17 protein-coding genes are annotated in these 20,428 nt (G+C 45.6%); 7 read left to right on the plus strand and 10 right to left on the minus strand.

Annotation, left to right across the window (positions count from 1 at the left end):
• The first annotated feature begins 132 nt into the window (after positions 1-132).
• Both HB364_RS29140 and HB364_RS29145 read left to right on the plus strand, forming a co-directional pair.
• Positions 133-1,239, plus strand: coding sequence for a glycoside hydrolase 5 family protein (locus HB364_RS29140; protein ID WP_208420134.1), 1,107 nt, complete (start codon positions 133-135; stop codon positions 1,237-1,239).
• A gap of 104 nt (positions 1,240-1,343) precedes the next feature.
• A complete protein-coding gene (locus HB364_RS29145; RefSeq protein WP_167291968.1) occupies positions 1,344-1,622 on the plus strand; it encodes a hypothetical protein in 279 nt (92 codons plus the stop codon).
• On the opposite strand, the gene HB364_RS29150 is transcribed toward HB364_RS29145, so the two are convergent.
• Complete coding sequence (locus tag HB364_RS29150; RefSeq protein ID WP_208420135.1) at positions 1,619-5,236, minus strand: ABC transporter permease/M1 family aminopeptidase; 3,618 nt, start codon at positions 5,234-5,236, stop codon at positions 1,619-1,621. The two genes, HB364_RS29145 and HB364_RS29150, sit on opposite strands and share 4 nt — an antisense overlap.
• Before the next feature lie 31 nt (positions 5,237-5,267).
• Complete coding sequence (locus HB364_RS29155) at positions 5,268-6,158, minus strand: ABC transporter ATP-binding protein (RefSeq protein ID WP_167291969.1); 891 nt, start codon at positions 6,156-6,158, stop codon at positions 5,268-5,270.
• 227 nt (positions 6,159-6,385) lie between these two features.
• Here HB364_RS29155 and HB364_RS29160 point away from each other — a divergent pair, with 227 nt between their 5' ends.
• Entirely contained in the window at positions 6,386-7,147 is a 762-nt protein-coding gene (locus tag HB364_RS29160; RefSeq protein WP_167291970.1) for a sensor histidine kinase, read from the plus strand.
• On the plus strand, positions 7,144-7,842 hold the full coding sequence (locus tag HB364_RS29165; protein ID WP_167291971.1) for a LytR/AlgR family response regulator transcription factor: 699 nt from the start codon (positions 7,144-7,146) through the stop codon (positions 7,840-7,842). Before HB364_RS29160 ends, HB364_RS29165 begins: the two co-directional genes overlap by 4 nt.
• A gap of 126 nt (positions 7,843-7,968) precedes the next feature.
• On the opposite strand, the gene HB364_RS29170 is transcribed toward HB364_RS29165, so the two are convergent.
• Both HB364_RS29170 and HB364_RS29175 read right to left on the minus strand, forming a co-directional pair.
• Positions 7,969-8,277, minus strand: a complete 309-nt coding sequence (locus HB364_RS29170) for a hypothetical protein (RefSeq protein ID WP_167291972.1) — start codon at positions 8,275-8,277, stop codon at positions 7,969-7,971.
• Between the two features lie 49 nt (positions 8,278-8,326).
• Complete coding sequence (locus tag HB364_RS29175) at positions 8,327-10,849, minus strand: MBL fold metallo-hydrolase (RefSeq protein WP_167291973.1); 2,523 nt, start codon at positions 10,847-10,849, stop codon at positions 8,327-8,329.
• 281 nt (positions 10,850-11,130) lie between these two features.
• Here HB364_RS29175 and HB364_RS29180 point away from each other — a divergent pair, with 281 nt between their 5' ends.
• Both HB364_RS29180 and HB364_RS29185 read left to right on the plus strand, forming a co-directional pair.
• Entirely contained in the window at positions 11,131-11,532 is a 402-nt protein-coding gene (locus tag HB364_RS29180; RefSeq protein WP_167291974.1) for a VOC family protein, read from the plus strand.
• A 253-nt stretch (positions 11,533-11,785) separates the two neighbouring features.
• Positions 11,786-14,251, plus strand: coding sequence for an ABC transporter permease (locus tag HB364_RS29185; protein ID WP_167291975.1), 2,466 nt, complete (start codon positions 11,786-11,788; stop codon positions 14,249-14,251).
• 41 nt (positions 14,252-14,292) lie between these two features.
• Here HB364_RS29185 and HB364_RS29190 read toward each other — a convergent pair whose 3' ends face one another.
• The 3 genes from HB364_RS29190 to HB364_RS29200 form a co-directional block, all read right to left on the minus strand.
• Positions 14,293-14,850 carry a dihydrofolate reductase family protein gene (locus tag HB364_RS29190; protein ID WP_167291976.1) on the minus strand — a complete coding sequence of 186 codons (558 nt, stop codon included), beginning with the start codon at positions 14,848-14,850 and terminating at the stop codon, positions 14,293-14,295.
• A 489-nt stretch (positions 14,851-15,339) separates the two neighbouring features.
• Positions 15,340-15,795, minus strand: a complete 456-nt coding sequence (locus HB364_RS29195) for a hypothetical protein (protein WP_167291977.1) — start codon at positions 15,793-15,795, stop codon at positions 15,340-15,342.
• A 185-nt stretch (positions 15,796-15,980) separates the two neighbouring features.
• Positions 15,981-17,429, minus strand: coding sequence for a serine hydrolase domain-containing protein (locus HB364_RS29200; RefSeq protein ID WP_167291978.1), 1,449 nt, complete (start codon positions 17,427-17,429; stop codon positions 15,981-15,983).
• Between the two features lie 101 nt (positions 17,430-17,530).
• Between HB364_RS29200 and HB364_RS33445 the strand changes: the two genes are divergently transcribed.
• On the plus strand, positions 17,531-17,665 hold the full coding sequence (locus HB364_RS33445; RefSeq protein WP_262889849.1) for a hypothetical protein: 135 nt from the start codon (positions 17,531-17,533) through the stop codon (positions 17,663-17,665).
• Here the strand turns inward: HB364_RS33445 and HB364_RS29205 are convergent.
• The 3 genes from HB364_RS29205 to HB364_RS29215 form a co-directional block, all read right to left on the minus strand.
• The gene (locus tag HB364_RS29205) at positions 17,662-18,804 is read right to left on the minus strand and encodes a chromate transporter (RefSeq protein WP_167291979.1); all 1,143 of its coding nucleotides are present in this window, start codon (positions 18,802-18,804) and stop codon (positions 17,662-17,664) included. The two genes, HB364_RS33445 and HB364_RS29205, sit on opposite strands and share 4 nt — an antisense overlap.
• A gap of 21 nt (positions 18,805-18,825) precedes the next feature.
• On the minus strand, positions 18,826-19,290 hold the full coding sequence (locus HB364_RS29210; protein WP_208420136.1) for a hypothetical protein: 465 nt from the start codon (positions 19,288-19,290) through the stop codon (positions 18,826-18,828).
• A 182-nt stretch (positions 19,291-19,472) separates the two neighbouring features.
• Entirely contained in the window at positions 19,473-20,312 is an 840-nt protein-coding gene (locus HB364_RS29215) for a chromate resistance protein ChrB domain-containing protein (protein ID WP_167291980.1), read from the minus strand.
• Positions 20,313-20,428 lie beyond the last annotated feature (116 nt).

Here is a 20,428-nt window from a genome sequence, read left to right on the forward strand (position 1 = left end):
AAAAGTTGAACAATATTTTACCGTATTTCTTCGGTTACTTTGATCGTGATAAATCCCATTCATTAACACTGCCGGATCAGGTGATTCATTTCTGCTTCCTGATCCGGCATTGGTAGCATATAATTAAGCTTTATGAAATTAAAACTATTCGCCTTGTTAGCTGGCTCAATGATGTCGGCAAGTGTGTTTGCGCAAACCCAGGTTGTTGCCCCGGAGAAAATATGGCCGGCTGCTAAAGCCAATGCCTGGTATAAACAACAGCCCTGGCTGGTGGGTGCAGATTATATCCCTGCAAGCGCCATCAACCAGTTAGAGATGTGGCAGGGTGACACTTTTGATCCTGCGGGCATAGACAAGGAGCTGGGCTGGGCCGAAGGCATTGGCATGAATACCATGCGGGTATTTTTACATAGCCTGGCTTACCAGGCCGATCCTAAGGGCTTCAAATCGCGCGTAGACCAGTTTTTAACCATCGCTGCGAAGCACCATATCAAACCGATGTTTGTTTTTTTTGATGACTGTTGGAATAAGGTGCCCAACATAGGCAAGCAGCCTGATAAAAAGTTGGGTATCCATAATTCCGGCTGGATGCAGGACCCCGGCGACCCGGCCTACAAAGAAACTTCAAACTACCCCAGGCTTGAGGTGTATGTGAAAGATATCCTGAAAACTTTTGGTCACGATAAGCGCATATTGCTGTGGGATCTGTACAACGAACCGGGCAACAGTGGTAAGCTTGCCTCCAGCCTGCCTTTGCTCGTTAAGATATTCACCTGGGCGCGTGAGGTGAATCCTGAACAGCCCATCACAGCAGGCGTCTGGAAATGGGATGAAAAAGCGAGAGAACTGAGCAAGTTTCAATTGGCTAACTCTGACGTTGTTTCTTATCATTGCTATGATGGTCCCGATCAGCATCTACGTACCATTCAGCTGCTGAAGATGTATGGCAGGCCGGTACTTTGTACTGAATATATGGCCCGGACACGCAATAGTACTTTTATCAACTCACTGGGTATCCTGAAAAAAGAGCAGGTGGCAGCCATCAACTGGGGCCTGGTAGATGGTAAAACCAATACCAAATATGCCTGGGACACTCCACTGGCCGATGGCAGCGAACCGAAAGAATGGTTTCATGAGGTTTTCAGGGCCGATGGCACACCCTACAAAAAGGAAGAAACAGATCTGATAAAGAAACTGACTGGTGAAAAATCAGTGACTGAAACGGCATCAGGTAAGTAGAAACATTTCCTGAAGGCCCCTCCTATCCGATCAGGGACATAAGGGATAATAGATACAAGCTCGTTTTAAATCTGATGCCTGAAAAAGATTATCATAACCGTTTTATGATGAATCCCAATGACAAGAATTTATGGCATAGTTGGTTACAAAAAGCAGCAACTGCTCCCGAAGCAAAAAAGCTGACAGATAGAATCGTGAAAAGGCCGCCGGTAGAATTCTACGACCTTGAAAACGATCCCTATGAATTAAACAACCTGGCAGACGATCCTTCTTATCAGCAAAAGATCAATGATTATAGGGTGAAACTGAAAGCATGGATGAAACAGCAGGGCGACACCGGGGCGGATATGGACATAAACCATCACAAAAAGGAACAACATTAATGATTATCAAACAACTTTTCATTGTCGGTCATGTTCTTATCAATGAAGAGTAAATGGGGGTCCAGTACGATCTTCGAAGGTTTTTGCGGAACAGATAGTTGCAGCGTTGCCTGTGCTGAATTGATCTTAATCTTTTTTAAGAGCACAAGATGCTCTTTCCCGTGTACATCCTTCGTAAATACGCCCAGTTCAATCCAATCATTAATGGCTGTAGCTTTTTCATTGCCCAGACTGTCCATTTGTATCTTTTTCATATCCAGCGTCGCTGTCACTGAATACTGTTTTTCAGATATCTTTTCATAGTCCGCATGGCGCAATTTGTTGTCATACAGTATAACGGAGGCAAACAAGTCCCGGATAATATATTGCATGCTGTCGGGCGTAACTTCCCTGAAGTAACCCAGCAGGTCGTTTGTAGTGGGATACCGGTCAGTATGTTTCTTTTTCAACCCGGTATAGCTATTCCAATCCCTGATAAAACGCTGTAACGCGCTGTTGACGCTATCTTCAGAGATATAGTATTGCAATGCATGCAGGTTGATCATCCCCTTTCTGTAGTGGATATATTCCTGTCCGGATCCTACTAATGAAAGTGGGGTTTCATGAGTATCGTCACCGGACCTGCTTTTTAAATACTGTCCCATATTCCATCTCAGCAATTTGTTAACCTTTTCCGCAGAGAATTCCTTTTTAAACACCATAAGGGCCGAATACTGAGCCAAGGATTCTGAGAGCATCGTTTTCCCCTGGACATTCGCCGGGTTCACCTGGTCACCCCACCATTGATGAGCCATCTCATGAGCTGCGATATAAAAAGGCATATCCATATCTGTTTCATCATCAATGTCCATGACAAACCCAACATTCTCAGCAAGTGATATGAGTCCGGGGAAAGATTGACCTCTTCCGCTATAAAGCGGCGTTTCTGCGATCCGCATCTGTTGATATTGATAGGGAGCAAAGTTCTTACTGTAGTAGTCCAGAGACTGTTTCATTCCATGCAGAATTCTATCAAGATTGAAGGTATGCCCCGGATGGTAATAGATTTCCAGATCAACCCCTTCTTTGCCCGGATGCCAGCGTTGCCTGATGACGGCATACCGGGCTGAAACGATAGCGTAGAAATTAGAGATCGGTTTGTCTGAAGCAAAATGAAAATAACGCCGGCCCTGTTTGGTCCAGGTTTCTTGTAAATTACCAGGGGCCACAACTGACTGATTAGAGTCTGTACTGACTATTATCTCAAAATTGATCTCTTCACCATCTCCGTTTGACTTACCCTCAAGCAGGGCTGCCGGATCGTTAATTGTAGCCCTTCCAGGCCGGGGTTTCAACCCAAATTCAGCACGAATAGCTGCATCCTCCAGCTCAATATCCTGGTTGTAGCCAATGGTTGGAAAATGATAATTATCGAGGAAGGTTCCGTTATATACCACAAAGGCATTGGAGCTTTCTGTAAATCCGGCGGCTTTAAAACGCTGCCTGAATTTCATGTTCAAGGAGTCTCCCGGCTGCAGTGGCTGATGTAGTTTTAAAATATAATAGCCAAAATGGTTGTACGTGCTATCCGGAATGGCTCCCCCTTCAACGGCAAGGTATTCCAGTGCTACCTCGTCATCTGGCAGCTTTTGGATATGGATCTCATGAATGGCTTTTTCTCCCGGGTTGAACAAGATGTACTGCCCTTCAACCGAATATTCTCTTTTATTGGGGTACAGATCCAGGTTCAGGTATACCGCGGCTATCCTGGGTTGAGCAAGTGAAGTGAACGGCTTTAGAACCTGCTCGTATTTAGCCCTGTACTCCTGTTGGGTGGCCCGGGATGCATACCTGTTTATGATATTGGTGTTGTAAAAGATATATCCACCTGCAACAATAAAGACGATCATCGCTGCAAGGGAGATGCGCTTTACAGGAGCCGTAAGCAGAACCCGGCTTTGGCGCCAGCGCCTCCTAAACCCGGCCTCAGTACCTCTTACAGAAAAAAGCACTGCCAGCATAAAAAGCAGTACAGAAAAGGAAATCCAATATACTTTGAACCACAGATAGGGTTTCAAAAAGTGGCCATACCCATTCATGTCGGAATAAGTGGTTAAGAAGGAGCCGCCAAAAGTAATAAGGCCGTGATCCAATCCCAGGAGCCTAAGTCCAAAAGTACTTATCGCAATAAATAGTAGTACCACCAGGTGTGCCAGGTACTTATTATTCACCAGCACCTGGGCAACAAAACAGACAATACCCAGCAAAAACAGAAAAGGGAAGACCTCAACAAAAAAGGCTGCGAAATAAATAGTTAGTTCGTAGTCATAGTAACCGTGAATTGACTGGAACAGCATACCTGTACCAATCATGGTGAAAATTAGCAGTACAAGTATAAGCATGAGTCCCAGGAACTTGCCGCCCAGATGTAGAAGGTTCGATATGGGCAGCGTGTCAACAAGCAGATTGATCCTGTTATCTCTTTCCTTCCAGACGAGTTCGCCCGAATAGAAAAGAACGATTGCCACGAAGAAGATCAACGTGAGATCAACCAATTCACCGGCAATAGTATAGGTGGCGGGCACATTGTTCACCCCATAAGGGGTACTGAGATTGAATGAATTGATGAACAAAATACCGGTTCCACAGAGTACGATAGCCCAGAAAGAAATGGCTGCAACGATCGATTTGCAACTAAACAGCGTAAGGTGGAAAAGCTGAACGATACTGGCCCGGATCCCTGTTTGTGGCAAAACCAACGGTGTGGGTTCCGGTTCTGAACTATACAAGCTTTTATTGTCCGTTTCCCCGGCTTGTTGCTGCTTTTTGGATGCTTTATCCCTCACCACCCTAAAGAGGAAGCAATGGTGTCCGATCGCAAGGGTGAGCATTCCGAGCGCTATCCAGAGCAACCGGTTGTAAAGCAGGATTCCCGTTACGGGCACCATGGCAGTATTGCGCTCATTGACGTTCCAGGATGAAGTGGCTATGCTTACTGTTTGAAAGGTGAAAGGTTCGAGAAGACCTGTCAGGAACGGATCTTCAGCGCCTTTTGCCAGATTGATGGCCAATAGATAAACCACCAGGAAGAAAAATCCCTGAATGTATACGATGAGTAATTTCCGGCTTAATGCCCCGGTAACAAAAAAGAGAGATCCACCAAAGAACAAAGTGGGGACTACCAGAAAAAGGAACGGCTGAAGGTAATGCCAACCATCAAATGGTATCAATTTATCCGGGTCATGCCAGGGCATCCCATCACCCACCATCATCCCCAATGGAATAGCGGTGAAAATGAAAACCAGGATCACAAAAGATCCCAGAAACCTGCCAAGTAGATAGTCGCTTTTCTTAATAGGATTGACGAATAGTAAAGATTCCATCCGGTGATCAAAATCCCTCAGCACAGCCACTCCCATGATCATAGAGGGTATCATCAGGAGCAGAGCAGCGCTAATCCCCATCGTTCTCGCAATGATTATTGGAGCATTTCTTTTGAGGGGGCCAAGTTGACCACCTTCAAAAATGAAGTCCACCGCGACGATGGAAAACAGGAACACAATGATAAAATAGAGCCAGGTATTATACTGCCGGATACGGTAATGGATCTCAAACCTGAATATTTCAAACAGCATGAAGAAGGATGTTTAGGGATTAGGATCAGTATTATTGTTGAACACGTGTAGATTGACCGAAGATCTGAGAGAAGTACACATCACTCAGATCGGCTTCAACCGGCTTAAATCCGTCGCCCGGATCATCCTCACTGAATAGGTGAATGACGGTGTTGCCCTGGAAAAGCCGTTCTGCAATGATCGCATACCTCTCTTTGTACGTTCCGAGCTGACTTTTTTGAATAACCTTGCTAAATACTTTCCCTTTAATATCCTCAATGGCCTGTAATGGATTTCCCGTTAAAAGAACTTTACCATGGCTGATAATGGCCATATTGGTACAGAGTTCCTTCACGTCTTCCACAATGTGTGTGGAAAGGATCACAATGGTTGCCGCACTTAGTTCATTGAGCAAATGATGGAATCGATTTCTTTCCGCGGGGTCAAGTCCTGCTGTTGGTTCATCAACGATGAGTAATTGGGGATTGGAGAGCAAAGCCTGCGCAATACCAAAGCGTTGTTTCATGCCACCTGAGTAGCTACCCAGGTTCTTCTTTCTTTTCTCATAAAGGTTTGTTTTATGAAGCAGCGCTTTAACTACTTCCGTTCGCTCTTTTTTATGGGTGATTCCCTTAAGCACCGCCAGGTGGTTCAATAGTACTTCGGCAGATACCCTGGGGTATACGCCAAACTCCTGCGGCAGATATCCCAGTTTTCTTCTTACCTGCTGTTTGTTCCTGAGAACGTCTGTTTCTCCCAACAGGATCGTGCCCTTGTCCGGTTCCTGCAGCGTGGCTATGGTGCGCATAAGGGTGGATTTACCGGCGCCATTGGGTCCTAAAAGCCCAAACATCCCTGCCGGGATAGTTAACGAAACATTGTTGAGTGCCTGAACGCCGTTTCCGTACGTTTTTGATAGTCCCGATATGGTTAGTGTATCCATTTCCGCCATTGTTGATTTATTTCAAACCTAAGGCCCGGTAAGAGGTTATCCAAATGAGTGTGTTCAAACAACCAATGAAACTGGTATACAACATTTGAATGGGGTCAAAGTAATTCCATCACTACCTGGCGGCTGTTCGACATCACTCAAAGGATGTTCACCACACTTATCGGTTCCAACTGCGGTTGTTTACTACATTTATTGGCTCCAACTGCCTATTTTTGGATATGCTATCGTTTCTAAAAAAGTATAGTCTGCCAGCCATAGCCTTCTTTTATTTCGCGTTATTGGTGATGGCTGCCCTAATGGAGGAGTATGAACTGTACTTCACAATTGCAGCATTGTTCTTTACTGTGTTTATATTTATTCCCTGGTTAATATGGCAGGCTATTTTAGTGGTGAGATTGCGGCATGAGCGGAAAAAAACCGAGTTGCTGCACCTGAAGAGCCAGGTAAATCCGCACTTCTTTTTTAACACACTGAACAATCTGTATGGTCTGATCAAAACGGATCCCAAAAAGGCGGGAGAACTTGTGCTTAAGCTCTCAGACATGATGCGTTACAGCATTTACGAAGCGCAAAATGAGGGCGTAACGCTTGAAAAAGAAGTTGAATACCTCAATAACTATATTGAGTTGCACAAAATGCGCTATCACAAAAAAATAGCTATCAACTTCCAGGTGGATATACAGGAAGGTTATAGGGTTATGCCCCTGCTGTTTATAATATTATTAGAGAATGCTTTTAAGCATGGGGTGGAAAACCTCCGTGAGAAGGCTTTTGTTCACCTGGTACTTACCACCGCGGATAATGAAATCCATTTTGAAATAAAGAATAATTTTGATAATTCGGTGACGCCTGAAGGGCCTGGCATTGGCTTAAACAACCTGAAACGGAGGTTGGCGTTAGCTTACGAAAACAACTATCAGTTGAAGCTGGCTCAACATAATGATGAATACCTGGCAGAACTAAGGCTGAAAAATTTATGATCAAGTATCTGATAATAGATGATGAACACATCGCCCATGACATCATCAAGGGTTACTGCGATATGCTGCCCAATTTGGTATTGCAGAAGAATTGCTATGATGCCATTGAGGCGTTGGAATACCTGCATGAACGTACAGTAGATCTTATCTTCCTGGACCTCAAAATGCCAAAGCTTAAAGGTTTTGACTTTCTTAAAACCTTGCCCTCTCCACCCAGCGTGATTGTTACCACGGCATACCAGGAGTTTGCACTGGAAGGGTACGAACTCAATGTTGTAGACTATTTGCTGAAGCCATTCAGCTTTGAGCGCTTTGTGAAAGCAGTAAATAAGGCAATGGGCGCTTCGGCGCCATCCAGGGCCCCTAAAAACGTTCAGGCAGGCAATCAATCTGCTACCATTTTCCTTCGATCGGAGAATAAATATATACAGGTGCGTATTGCTGATATTCTTTTTCTGGAAGCTGCCGGCAACTTTGTGAAAGTGATTACCCGGGAAGAGTCCATCCTGGTAAGAGATACGTTCGCGGTCCTTTTAAACGCCTTGCCCCCTGAGGACTTTTTGCAGGTACATAGATCATTTGCCATAGCTCCCAAACACATCAAGAGTATTGAAGGCAATCAAATATCGATCGGAGATCATAGCGTACCTATCGGCAAAATGTATAAGACGTATATAAATGGCTTGTTGGGTTAAACTATCTGCCAGGGAGATGTTCTGTCCAGCTCCATAACAACAAAACCCGCCGAAGCAGGTTTGTTAAAATGTTTGATTTTTATACGCACTTCCCGGTTTACGGAATGGCTTAAAACAATGTTAAGATTACCCTTGCATGGCGACTTCATCCCCATTTTCGTCCAGGAACTTTAGTTTATTGTCTGCTCCGTTATCCATATTTTCCTGATTGTCTTCACCTTGTAAGGTCCACGTACCACTTTTATATTTTTTAATACCACTATTGTCCTGATACTCATTGACTTCTTCACTATACTTATGATTGTAACCGGTAATTTTCAGGGTAGACTTGATGCCAGCGCTATCGGTATCAGCCTTTTTGGTTGCACCTGACCCTTCAACACCAGCATTCTTGCCCAGTGTAGCGCTTTGCTTTTTCAATTTTTTCAGGTCCATAATCAGTGATTTGATATTGAAATTACGCCTTTTTTTTGATTTAGACAAGTTACCAGCCCAGCCCCAGGCAAGTGAATTGGTGCATACTTTTAAATTCTACGGCAGTGGTTAACGCCGAATCTTCAAGGCCGTGGGGTATATTGACTGAGTATATCTTTTTGGCCAGAAATAACGCTTCGGCGGGCGAAGTTCCTTTTTTTAGTTCCGTCCAGAATGCATCATGCATGGGCTTACCAAAGAAATTGTCTCGTGCCTTGGCTGGTGAATAATGCGCCCCGGTGCATCCAATGAAAGCATTGGCGCCTGCGTGGAGGTAGGCCATGACAATGGAATCTTTATGTGTTCTGCTCCGAACTGGTATATTGGGGTCGTAGTACTGGGCAATAGGCCTGACGATCAGCCCGCCCCAGCAACATCCGGAAAAAACGACCGTACCATTGCATGACTTAGGCACGTTGTTCAATTCGAAGGCGTCAAGGTATCTGCCACGTTGATTACGTTCTCCGGTGAAGCGGGTGGCATCCATCTCAGAGCCATGCAGCATGAAATAAACAGCGCCTTTGGCAAGCACCTCTTCATTGCCCTGCGATTCGAACAATTCTGAAGCTTCCAGTTTACTGGTCAGTGTGTAAGGTATCTTTTCGAAGATATCCACTGCGAAGGGCCGGCGGAAATTATGTATACCAAACCGGGCTGAGGTAGAAAATGAGGCTGCAGAGAGCGCCGACAAGAGGGTGTCTATATTATTGCCATCCGGTATGCGGCTCACGGGATATTCAGGAAGGAAATCGCCCTCCGTATCTCCATAGATATCATCGCTCCAAATGATGAAATTATCCGGGTCATCACGTTGTCGTTTTTCAAAGATCTCCTTGCGTACTGCATTGCGTATATTTTCGTTTAGGAGATTGAATTGCAACGAGGGCAATACATCGTAACCACCTACCAGAACAATACCTTTGGTATCTGATCGTATCTGTTTGTGAACGGCTTCTGCCGTATCAACACAATTGCCTTCGAAGGGCACATCATATAATCTGGCGCCTGGCATTTTATTGATAAGATCGATTACCTGCTTTACGCCTGCTTCCTTAAATTTCTGTGTCATCAAAGCCAGGTTGGCAACAAATAATAATCCCTGAAAGCGGCCGCCGGGCTGTTTCACGTCGCGGGAAACCTCCTCACTCAGCCGTCCATTGTTTTTTTTTTCGGTATCGATGGTAAAAGTTACCGGTCCGGCGCCGATTGCAAAGGAGGCAGTCACCGTAATACGGTTACTTTGGGTGGTTAGCTGGGCACTGACCAGGCTGGATTGTTTCGGTGGAGTATCTGCAGGTATTACCGTTCCGGCAGTAGCTGCTGCAACGGCACTACTTACAGCAGGGGCCGCTTCATCTGTTTTTACGGGATTGGGATTGGGTGTAAAGATGTCTGTTTTCTTTTTTTCTACTTCCATTACCACTTTCCCTGCTCCATTTTTGGCAATGGTAATGATACCGTTCCTGTCTGTTCTGGCAAACTCAAATCGTTCCTTACGTTCTTCCAGGAATTTCAACACCGTTTTTTCAGGATGCTTATCATCCTTTTTGCCACCCGAATGCGCAATGAGGGTAGTGCCTTCCTTAAGCCAATAGTCGAAAATGGTTTCGTTGAGCCCATTATTAGAAGTATGGTGAGCGGTTTTGATAAAGTCATAAGGTCCTGCCTTGTTGACGACGTCGAGCAAAAGTGACATTTCTTCTTCCAATCCTTCCACCTCTGGTTCTGCAAATTGCATGTCGCCAGCCAACAGTGCGGAAAAACCAGGCTCTGACACTTTGATAACAATACTCTGATCGTTGATGGCGCCTTTGTTTTTCTTGGCATCCAGTAGCAGGATATTATCCAGCACAGGTTGTGAAAATATGCGACGGTACAGGTCCACCTCTGTCTGGATAGCATCCGTTTCCGGTATCTGCTCGATAAACTTTTTTGTTTCGCGTACCGTTTTCTGCAGAGAAGTTTGTGTTATTTTTAGTTGGTTATGGGTAGGCCCAAGAATTTTGAGACCAAAGGACTTAAACTCTTTTTCAAGCGCGGTATAGCTATCCTTGCCAGTGCCCTGGTAAAGCTTAACGGGCACCCTTGCCTTTTTGAGATCCTTGATCATCCTATCGTAACGCACAGGCAATAGTTCGGCATCGAACAGAAACTGCTCCAATTCAGCATCATCGAGTTCCAACCGATCTTCTTCAAACAAGGCATCGATAAAGGGTTCTACTTCTTCTGCATCAAGCTCACCATTTTGACTCCAGCGATATTTGGGATCTGCAAGCAGCGCCTTTTTGATGATAATATCGCCATTGCCTACCAAGTTATGCAAACAACCGATATGATCGTCGTGACAATGGGTTACTATGAGTAGGTCGAACTCGTATGGACCATCTTTTTCAAATATCTTTCGCAACTGGCGAAGGATTGAATTGTAATCGCCCTGGTGTCCCCCATCGATCAGAATCGATTTGGCACCTTGTGTAATGACAAGGCAATCTCCGTACATGACGGATCCCATATCCAGCAAATATATCTTCATCGGAAAATAGTTTAGATTAACCAACGGGTATTATAATACGACATTACTATTAAGTGCAGGTAAAAAAATAGGTGTTTTTCACGTATTTGGAGACTTCCATATAGAGCCTCCCGGGCCTTGGTACCAGGCCGATTATGCAGTTGGTTCAATTTTATTTAAGTAAAGCACGTGATCCAAGGTCAAACAACCGGTCCTTTTTTACGCAGGTATTGATTCTTCAGGAAAATTGTCACGCGTAAGCAGGTGATTGATTTTGTATTTTTATCGAAAAATGAACTACTATGAATTTGGAATTCCCTGGTGCGGTGCCTGAGATACCGGTAAGCGATCTGAAGAAGGCTATTGCCTATTACGAAAGCAATCTTGGCTTCAGCATAGACTGGGGCCGTGAAGGTGGCAATATTGCGGGAATCTCAAAAGGACACTGTAGAATGTTTCTCACTGACGCCGCCTTTCGGGCGCATTACCGCAATGCCAGTCCGGTATTGGTGTGGCTCAATCTCGACAGCAAGGAACAGGTCAACGAACTGTTCGAACTTTGGAGTGCCAGTCAGGCGAAGATTGTTTCACCGCCGGCGTCAAAGCCATGGGGATTGCATGAGTTCACAGTCGCGGACCTTGACGGCAACCTGTTCCGGGTCTTTTATGATTTTTCCACTACCGAACGCGAAAGGGATGCTTAACCAGTGGCGGGAGTACTGTAAGAATATCGTAGATTCTTCTGTCACTGCTTCAGGTAACGAAACGCAACGCATCCTGATTTAAACATTCTTGACTCAACAGCGGCGAGCCTTGTCACCAATTCGGGCACCCCTTGTATCGTAACCGAACAGCGAAGAGCACATAGGTAGGTCATAAAAAATTGTTTATCAAGTAAATATTAATTCGGCATTCCATTTGAACATCTACCTGCGCGTTTTCCCAAAATGACTTCTTATGCTTAAAAACTATTGGATCGTGGCCTGGCGTAGTCTCGTCCGCAATAAAGTTTATAGCCTCGTCAACGTGCTGGGCTTAGCGTTGGGTATTTGTGCCTGTTTGGTCATTTACCTGATCACCCGGTACGAATTCAGTTTTGATACCTTTCATCCGGACCGTGACCGCATCTTTTGTGTGGACGTCACGATGCATGGTCATCATATGAATAGCGTACCTGGTCCTTTGCCGGCCACCATGCGCCGGGAAATGAACGGCTTTCAGACCCTGGCGGCCTTTCAGACCTATCCCGCCAGTGTGACGATACCAGGTGGCCAGCATGGAAAATCTCAGCGCTTCGACGACGACGGCAGCCTCGCTATCGCGGAGCCACAATACTTCGACATTTTCCCCTACCGGTGGTTAAGCGGAAATGCCAGGACCGCTCTGACTATGCCCAACTCGGTGGTGCTTACCGCGGAAAAGGCCAGAAAATACTTTGGCGATCTCGACCCGGACAGGATCATCGGCCAAACCATCTATTACCAGGATTCGCTGATAGTCACTGTAACAGGGGTGGTCGCCGATTGGACAGGCAACAGCGATCTTAATTATAGCCAATGGATCTCTTATACTACCATCCCTGTTAGTTTTCTTCAGCATGAGATAAAGCTGGACGCCTGGAACGAATTTAATCGTTCCAGCCAGGTCATGATCAAACTGGCAAAGGATGTCAAGCCTTCACAGATCGATGCACAATTTATCGCTTTTGAGAAACGGCACTACTATTCGAAACTGGCATTCGCCGCCCGTTTGAAACCGCTGTCGGGCATCCATTTTCACCGGGAATATGGCGGTGAAGGCAGAAAAGCCAGCCTGCCGGTCCTGTACACGCTCATGGCCGTGGCAGGGTTTATCCTCATTCTTGCCATTGTCAACTTTGTCAATTTGTCCACCGCACAATCCATGCAAAGAGCGAGAGAGATCGGCGTCCGAAAGGTGCTGGGCGGCAACAGGTCGGGCATCGCCATGCAATTTTTTACCGAAACCCTGGTGTTGACAGTAGCTGCAGTGGGTCTTGCGGTACTGATGGTAAGACCGGTGTTCAACGTGTTCGCCGATCTGATCCCAACCGGAGTTCATTTCCGGGTGGATGGTGCTACACTTTTATTTTTGTTGCTGGTCATTGCAGCAACCACCCTCCTGGCAGGGTTTTATCCTGCGAAGGTGCTGGGGAACTATGAACCCATGGTGACCCTGAAAGGGATCACTGCGGTGCCAGGCGGCGGAAAAGGGGTGCTGCGCAGAGGACTTATCGTGTTCCAATTTACCATATCGCTGTTGTTTATCATAGCGTCTGTCGTCATTGGTTCGCAGTTGCGGTACGCGCTGCACACGGACCTGGGTTTCAAGACGGATGCGATCCTCACGATCAGCCCTCCGCGTGACAACAGACTGGGTAAGACAGTTTTCGCGTCGGATAGGGTCCGGCAACGAGCTGTCGTAGAGACGGGTACGACAGCGGTACTGGCGGATAAGATCCGGCAACTGGCTGGCGTAGAGCAGGTCATCAGAGAGTGGAAGCCGCCGATGGACAAGAAGGGTATTAATTTCGGCGGCGGCGGGCTGAAAAACAGCGATGAGAAGCGGATTGAGGTATCCCTTCATTTCGGCAACTCAGCGTACGTCCCATTTTATGGGATGAAGCTGGTGGCGGGACGAAATCTGCTCCCAGGCGACAGTAGCAGGGAACTGCTGATTAGTGAGACTTGTGCTCGTGCAATGGGTTTTTCCGATGTGAGCAAGGCCATTGGCCGGGAGGTGGCCGTCGGCCCTTTCGATGCCTATCCCGTAGCCGGCGTGGTGGCCGATTTTTATGAGAGCCCTTTTCGTCGGGCGACCTTGCCGATTATCATCCGACACGATCCCGCGATGGAGACCTCCATTGCGGTCAGGATCGCCGCAAAGGGCATGACCGCCGGCGAGTTGAAGACCCTCATCGGCCATATGGAGGCGGACTGGAAGACCGTCTTCCCCGGGAAGCCGTTTAGCTATACTTTCCTGGACGAGAGCATCGCCAATATGTATGCGGACGATCTCCGGACCGAGCGGTTGACCAATGTGGCGATGGGGATCACCGTTTTCATCTCTTGTTTAGGCCTGCTCGGTCTGGCCATTTTTTCTACGGAAAGAAGGACCAGGGAGATAGGCATCCGAAAGGTATTAGGGGCCACTGTGTCGGGTATTATGGTCATGCTTTGTAAGGAGATCGTCCTGCTGATCGTCCTCGCCCTGTTGATCGCCACACCGCTGGCCTGGTACTTCATGCATGAATGGCTGCAAGGCTTTGCCTACCGGACGCCGCTTAGCGGCTGGATGTTTGTTGCAGCAGGAGCGGCGGCCATTGGAATAGCGCTGCTTACCGTGGGTTTTCAGGCGATGAGGGCGGCAATGGCTAATCCGGTCAAATCATTACGTACCGAATGACCTTAATAGAAGCCCCGGAAGTATTCTTCCGGGGCTTTCAGTTATTGTTTCACATAATGAAGCGCAACGCATCCCGATTTAAAGACCTTTGACTCAACAAGTCTTACCGGCAAACTCTCCTGGAAGCTAATACCTTCTGACACCCGTCTTCCCTCTCCTGCAACTACTGGATGAACAACAATATGGTATTCATCAACCAGGCCAAGCTCTATTAGTTGTGCGGGAAGGGCTACGCCACCGGTTAAAATATTTTTGCCTTGTTCCTGTTTCAGTTTAAGTATTTCGTCTTGAAGGTTCGAACGAACAATTCTCGTATTCTTTTCTTCAGCGCTGTCTAATGATTGTGAGAAAACAATTTTGTTGATGGAGTCGAATGCTTGCGCAAAATCGTTCATTGCTGTTGTCTGTCCGGAATGGTTCTTTGCCACATCGGGCCAAAAAGGAACCATCAGTTGATAGGTTATACGTCCATAGACGAGCAGGTCAACATCCCGCATGAGCTGTGTAAAATATTCATGTAATTCTTCTCCGCCTGTTCCCTTGGTGTGGTCACAGCAACCATCTATGGTAACGTTGATAGCGTAGATTACATTTCTCATTTGATTGCTTTTAATGTTGATTTCCCTCAAATTAGTAATTTTTTCAAGGGAAATAGGTAGCCAGCGGCCAGCGCTATCCTAAATCCCTGGTAACCATATATTAGTCCCTCAGTAAGGGAAAGGATAATCCAGAGATAATCCACATATATCCCAGAGATAATCCAGAGATAAACCACTTCTTATAGATCTGGATTATCTCCGGAATATTTGAATAATAATTGTTTAATATATTTAAAATATATCATAACTTAGGTAGAGCTTAGTACGGGTGTACTAAGGGCTTAACCTTCCTGTAACCACAAACTTTACTGCTATGGCAAAAATGCATGGTAACCCTGGTGATGGCCTGCGGGGTTCACTCGGGGGACTCTCATATTACAAAATGCGGGGAGTAGAAATGGCATCATGGAAGCAGCCGATTATGTGCGGCAAGCACCGTATGTGGGCAGTGCCAAGATCCTGGCTGTAGGGTGAGTGTTGCCGGAATAATTATTGGTTGTTATTTCTTAACACAGGGGCATTAGCCGGAGCATAAAAGGGTGGATAACCATTGTAGATCCTTCTGCCTACGCCAATGCTGCCGGAAATGGAGAATGTCCTTTCATTGTTGACATACATCAAACCCATTTGTGCAGCCGACCAGGCGCCAAAGTTGTTGGCGTTCATTAAACCATAATTCTTGTCAACCCCCGGTTGATAAAATGTATTGCTGTAAGGAAAAAAAGAAGGCGTCACAGAAACGCCCGCGAAGGCGTATACATTATTGGTCAATTGCCTGTTAACTTGTAACCCTACCGGTGCCGATAAAAAGGTACCACTCTTTCCATTAAAACCAACAAAACCAGCGGAAAGGCCAACATATTTAGTGATAAACCATTTCTTTTTAAGAAGATTGGTGTCGGCCACCTGGTTAAAATGTCTGAAGGCAGGTAGTGTACCATTCATAGATCCAAAAGTTAAAGGCGACTGCGCCTTTACAGTTACAGCGGATAACAAAATCGCAGCAAAAAGGATTGTCCGTATCATCTCCCTAAAGATAAGCTTCCTTTATAGAATTCGGTAAATCCGCCAACTCTATCCTGTCAATTAACAATCGGTTAGCTAATTTTCCTGTTCCGCCCTTTAAGCCATCAGTTCATCAAAATCTTAATCTTCTCAAGCTGGTCGATGGCATTTTTATTGCCTGGTTCCAGCTTGAGTACCCTTTCATAATACTCCATCGCCGGTTTATATTGGCCATCTGCCAGTAAAGCTTCTGCATAACTATCCAGTGTATTGGCTGATTCAGGAAACTCCTGCACTGCAAGCTTAAGAACCATTAAAGATTCTTTTACTCGTCTTTTTGTTAGCAAATCATAACCAAAATTATTAAGATGGGTATTAGCCTTTGAAACGTCATAGTTCATATCCAGTTTAATCGCCTGGTACCTGGCAGTCATTGCCTCCACTCCTTTTTGCAAATAAGTTTCGGTCAACGCTACGGCAACCGGTGTCTTGGGAGTTTCAGGGGAAATCCCCATCATAATCGAATAAATCCCTAAACTGATATTATCAAGACTCACTCTCCTTACGGCTGCTGTATTATCCAGGAGAATAACAACAATGCTGTCTTCCACAAACCGGATCATGAAAGAAGCAAACCCATTAATACCGCCCGGATGCCCAATCACTGTTTTGCCATCTTTTGTCTTAGTTACGTAAAGGCCCAAAGCGTAATTACCCAGTCCTGGAGTGAAATATATCTTTTTGTTTACTTCGTTCAATAACAAAGCCCCTTCCAGGGCCTTTTGCCAGCGCATAAGGTCACCGGCTGTAGAATACATCGCTCCGGCAGCATAAGTACTGGATGCCATATTGATCGGAGTCGCATTTTCATATCCATAAAAGCCATACTCATATCCTTTGGCCCTTTTGGGTAACAGGGATGCAATACTGTCCATGCCGGTATGCTTCATGCCTACTTTATCCAGTATCATTTCCTGTAAAGCCTGTGCATAGGTCTTACCGGAGATCGCCTCTACAATGAGACCCAGCAAATAATAGTCGGTATTGCAATACTTAAACTTTGTTCCCGGTTTGAATTCCAGATCGAGCTGGCAATACTTTTCTGCAAAAGCTCTTGGATCGAGGTTGGAAAAAGCAAGTGTATAGCGAAAGTCCGGCCGCTCAGTATAATTCTTTAATCCCGAAGTATGCATCAGCAAATGCCTGATGGTGATACTATCGCCGGTCTCCTTCCGGTACCAGGGCAGATAAGTAGTGACCGTACTGTCCAGGTGAAGTTTTCCCTGCTGCTTTAATTGCATGATGAGCATGGCAGTGAACTGTTTGGTAATAGAACCGATCCTGAACTTAGTGTCCTTATCATTGGGTAAACTCCATTCAAAATCAGCATAGCCATAACTTTTGGAAAACACCGGTTTGCCTTTTTGCACCACCAGTACATTACCATTAAACTGCTTAATCGCCCCATACGACCTTAGCAGGGCATCTACTTTTTGGATCTTCTCTTTTGAAAGCTGGGCTGAACCCGTAAAATAAAATACAGATAAGAATAAAAATACAACACCTTGTTTCATGCCCAATAGGATGTCAATAGTAATACCAATTTACAATTGGCATGAAATACAACAAATTATACAATCAACGCACAACATAATTGTACGTTTTTGGTACAATAATGTCTGGTTTAATGCAGTTTGCAGGCATCATATCTTTCATTCCAGGGCTCATGACCTGGATCATTTTATTGAAAGGGTGGATAACCATTGTGGATGCTTCTGCCTACGCCAATGCTACCGATAACGAAAGCTAAGATTTAAAAAGTAACAACCCGGCCAGGGCGGCAGCCAAAATGATCACCGGCTCAGGCAATTTTTTAACCCGGATAAGCAAAAATGCCACCACGAGGGCTATTACCACCGGTACAACGCCCGTAAATTGTCGCTTTGCCAATACACAAACCGCTCCTGCTATTGCCCCCACGGCTGCTGCTGTTACACCATCAATAAAAGCCTTGATGCCTGGATGTTTACCATACTTTTTAAAATAAGGAGCAGGGAGGATCGTAAATAAGTAGCAGGGCAGGAAGGTCGCCAATGCGGCAATACAGGCGCCTGGAAAGCCAGCTACAAGATACCCAATGAATCCTACGGTAATGACCACAGGACCTGGTGTTATCATAGCTACCGCTACTGCATCCAAAAATTGTTGTTCATTCAACCATTGGTATTCTTTCACTACACCACCATACAAAAATGGTACAATGGCCAATCCGCTGCCAAATACAAAGGCTCCTGCCTTAAAGAAAAACCACGCGATTTTCACCGCTTTCTCATCCAGCCAGGCGGATTGCGTTGCCTGTAACAATACCGGGAAAAGAAAAAAGCTATTGAGCTTTGCGCTCTTGTTTAAGGCCCGCCTTTGCAACCAGACTATAACACCGGCCCCCAATATCAGCCATATATTTTCCTGTTCCAGCATAAAGGTAGTAATGGCCAGCACAGAAAAAATGACCCATAATAGCCAATCCTTACCCAGGCTTTTGCGCGTAAGTTTATAACTGCTCACCGCAATAATGCCGATCACCGCTGCGCCAATTCCGTAAAACACGGCCTGCATCCAGGGAAGGCCGCCGGCCTTTACATAAGCATAGCTAATACCCAACACCATGATAAAGGATGGCACTACAAAGCCTATTCCTGCCAGCGTAGCCCCTAAGACCCTGTAATGTACATATCCCAGGTAAATGGATAGCTGCGCTGCCAGCGGGCCAGGTGCCAGTTGGGCCAATGCAAGCCCCTCGCGATAATCTTCCTCCTTGATCCATTGCCTTTTTTCTACCAGGTCGCGGTGCATGTAGCCCACCAGGGCAACAGGACCACCGAAGCCTATTGTACCCAGTTTTAAAAAGTACAACACCAGTTGGCGTAATGTGTATGGAGGATTGTTCATCTTGTATGTAGTTGGCTGGAATTAAAAGATAATTCCAAACTGAAATCCTATAGTAACAGAAGCAGGTACATCATTGCCAAAACGAGCCGGAACCGGAATGGCTATAAAATAACTGCTGTTGGTATTCTTTTTTACGATCTTATTCAACACTGGTGTAAATCCATACCTTCCTGAAGTCTCAAAAGCGGCACGGGTTGCCAGTGTAAAGCCTTTTCCCAATCCAAAAAGCGCGCCCGGGTGAAATAAAAAGTTATTCATCTTGCTGGTGCCATTGCCTGCGCGGATCAATGGTACAAACTCCATAGAGAAACCAATCTTTGGGCTTTTCCAGATATTGATGCCGGTAGGCATCCCGACGGTATACACTCCATCAAAATTGTAATGTGGCTTATCGCCATTAGTAAAGGTTACCAGCGGATGTAAAATGCCCACATAACCCGTGATCCTGGGATAGGTTGTTGGTGATTGTTGAGCAAGCCCTTTCACACAAAAGCCTATTAACAAAAGCACCCCAAAAAACTGCTGTCTAATAAAAAAATGCCTGCCTGCTGCCAAACGGTGTCGGTTCATTGTTCAATGGATTGGTATAACCAGATGGTGATTAAACCGCAATTGTAGGAAACCGGCATTTATGGAAATAGAACAGGAGTTACGTTTTAGAACAGAACTTACTTTTTCCTTAATTCTTTTCGGTATTCGGATGGACTTTGGCCGACATGATTCTTAAAGATCCGGGTAAAATGGCTTTGATCTGAAAACCCTGTCAGGTAAGCAATATCCGTGAGCGAGTGCGATGGAGTGGTCATAAGTTCCTTGGCTTTCTCAATACGTTGTTTGCGTATATACTCACCAAAGGAAAGGTTATCGAAATGCTTGGAAAACTCCCGTGACAGGTAAGACGGATTTATGGCCAGGTCTTTGGAGAGTTCTTTCAGGGTAAGGCTGGTATCTATATGGTCTTGTATCAGTTCTTTCAGTTCTTTGGCCCAGGCGGGTATACGCTTTCCGGTACCCGCTTTGCTTTTTAGAAACTTGTGTAGCACGCCGAGCAGCAGGTTTTCAAACGGTTGCTGTGTATGTTTCTCTTTTTGCAGGTGTTTGGCCCAACTGTATAATGCATCGTATATAAGCATCCCTTTTTCCAGCAGTTCATAGTCATCCTTGTGATTATAGGCAAGACCTGCAGAGATTGCCCATAACCCGGATGCCTGTGTTGCTATCTCGTGCCGGTCGGTGTCAGCTCCGCGTACGATGGGAGCCATAGCCAGAATGGCCTCGTCGGTTATGTGGTGCTTCTTTATCAGGTAATCAAATGTGCAGTGATCGCCATAATGTGTATATTCTACATCCGGCACATCGAAAGGAATGGCCTTCAGTGCCTTCGCCTTACTGATTACCTGGTCAAAGGGAACGTATATGATCTGCGCCTTTTTATCAATGAAGCGCCTGATAAGCCAGGGGCAGGCTATGCGGTCAATTTTGGGATGTTCTCGTGTTATCCACTTCATAGTTTATGTGGTAAATGCCAGATGTTGGTTACAAATCTAACCGAATTCTTCAATGCTTGATTATTATTATGAACGTATGGTTAAAATTAATTGAGCTTCACTGATCAAGGGTTTGT

It is taken from the genome of Paraflavitalea devenefica (genome assembly GCF_011759375.1).
Taxonomy (GTDB): domain Bacteria; phylum Bacteroidota; class Bacteroidia; order Chitinophagales; family Chitinophagaceae; genus Paraflavitalea; species Paraflavitalea devenefica.